This window comes from Shewanella sp. SG41-4 (assembly GCF_014164505.1).
Classification (GTDB): domain Bacteria; phylum Pseudomonadota; class Gammaproteobacteria; order Enterobacterales; family Shewanellaceae; genus Shewanella.
Genome location: NZ_JACJFI010000624.1, coordinates 1 through 1,224 on the forward strand (window position 1 = coordinate 1; position 1,224 = coordinate 1,224).

Annotated in this window: 2 protein-coding genes and 1 pseudogene; all 3 read left to right on the forward strand. The window is 38.2% G+C overall.

The window, feature by feature from the left end; translation table 11 throughout:
* Nucleotides 1-330 (forward strand): DUF2306 domain-containing protein (locus H5202_RS22775; RefSeq protein WP_182774022.1); only part of this gene is annotated, 330 nt, incomplete at its 5' end.
* Nucleotides 331-456: 126 nt separating this feature from the next.
* Nucleotides 457-855: a hypothetical protein gene (locus H5202_RS22780; protein WP_182774023.1), complete on the forward strand. Its 399-nt coding sequence runs from the start codon at nucleotides 457-459 to the stop codon at nucleotides 853-855.
* A gap of 98 nt (nucleotides 856-953) precedes the next feature.
* Nucleotides 954-1,224 (forward strand): annotated as a pseudogene (locus H5202_RS22785) (hypothetical protein); the annotation flags it as partial.

The following is a 1,224-nucleotide window of genomic DNA, read 5'->3' on the forward strand; positions in this document are numbered from 1 at the left end:
ATTGTTGCTCATTTCGGTTTTGGTACTATGGCTGTTTTATGGCTTTTTACTGTAAGTATGGCATTTGTGCAAATCAAGAAAGGTAACGTGAATGCACATCGCTATTGGATGATAATAAACTACTCTTTAACTTGTTCAGCCATTACCCTTAGATTGTATCTACCATCATTTCCGTGGTTATTTAATGTAGATTTTATAACGTCTTACATTGCAATCTCTTGGGTTGCCTGGGTTCCAAATGTATTAGTAGCACAATTATATTTACTAAAAACCAAACGTGTTGATTATGCCGTTCAACGCCCTCCTATTGATAATACATTAAGTTCATAGAGCAAAGTGTAAACAGCTCTTAAACGCCACCAATAAGCGAGAAATGGTTTGATTAATTTGGTAATCCGCTTGGTTAACCACTCGCGCCCCTTGGGGCACTTATTACAAGTCGGACGTTAGAAACTTATGACGCAAAATAGTGCTATTAAAATTGCCTTTTGGCGAGGCGTGCTAATTGCTCCGCTTGCGGTACTGCCTGCAACACTTATTTGGGCTTTAATTGCCGTGGTTAATCAATTTACTGTTCAAAACTTAATTGATGCGATTTTTAATGTAATATTTATCAGTTTGTGGGGTATTTGCGTTGCTTATGTTATTACCGCGACATATGGCAGCTTAGTTTGGTATGCGCTTTGGCGTTATGACGTGCTGTCGTTGGGCTCATTATTATTAGCTGTTGTTATTCCTTGTGCGATAACGGCGATCATTACGACCGATATTTTGTTTTCGTTAATGGTCACATATTATTCATTAGCCGTGGTATTTTCGTTTTGGTTTGTTGGTATTCGAAATATTAAAGAGTGATAACGGCATCGTATTTTTTCGGTTGTGGGACGATGTGAAAATTAATATCAAAATCGTACATCTGTTTTACGCCTTATGGCAGATAAAAGGAGTTTACTTTGCGCTTGATTCATTGGATTTACTTAACAATTGTTATAGTTGCAACTTTTTCGGCAAGTTCATCTGCCACAGTTGCAGTTGAGATATTGCCTATGCGCGACAGAGCTGAGTTTATTGACAGCATACTGGCTAAGCGGGTCGAGCTATTATTACCCAAGTTGATGAATGAACATAAGCTCGATATGTGGGTAATCATTAGTCGTGAATACAATGAAGACCCTGTTATCGCACAAGGAATAACAACAGCTAATAATAATGAGCCCAACGACA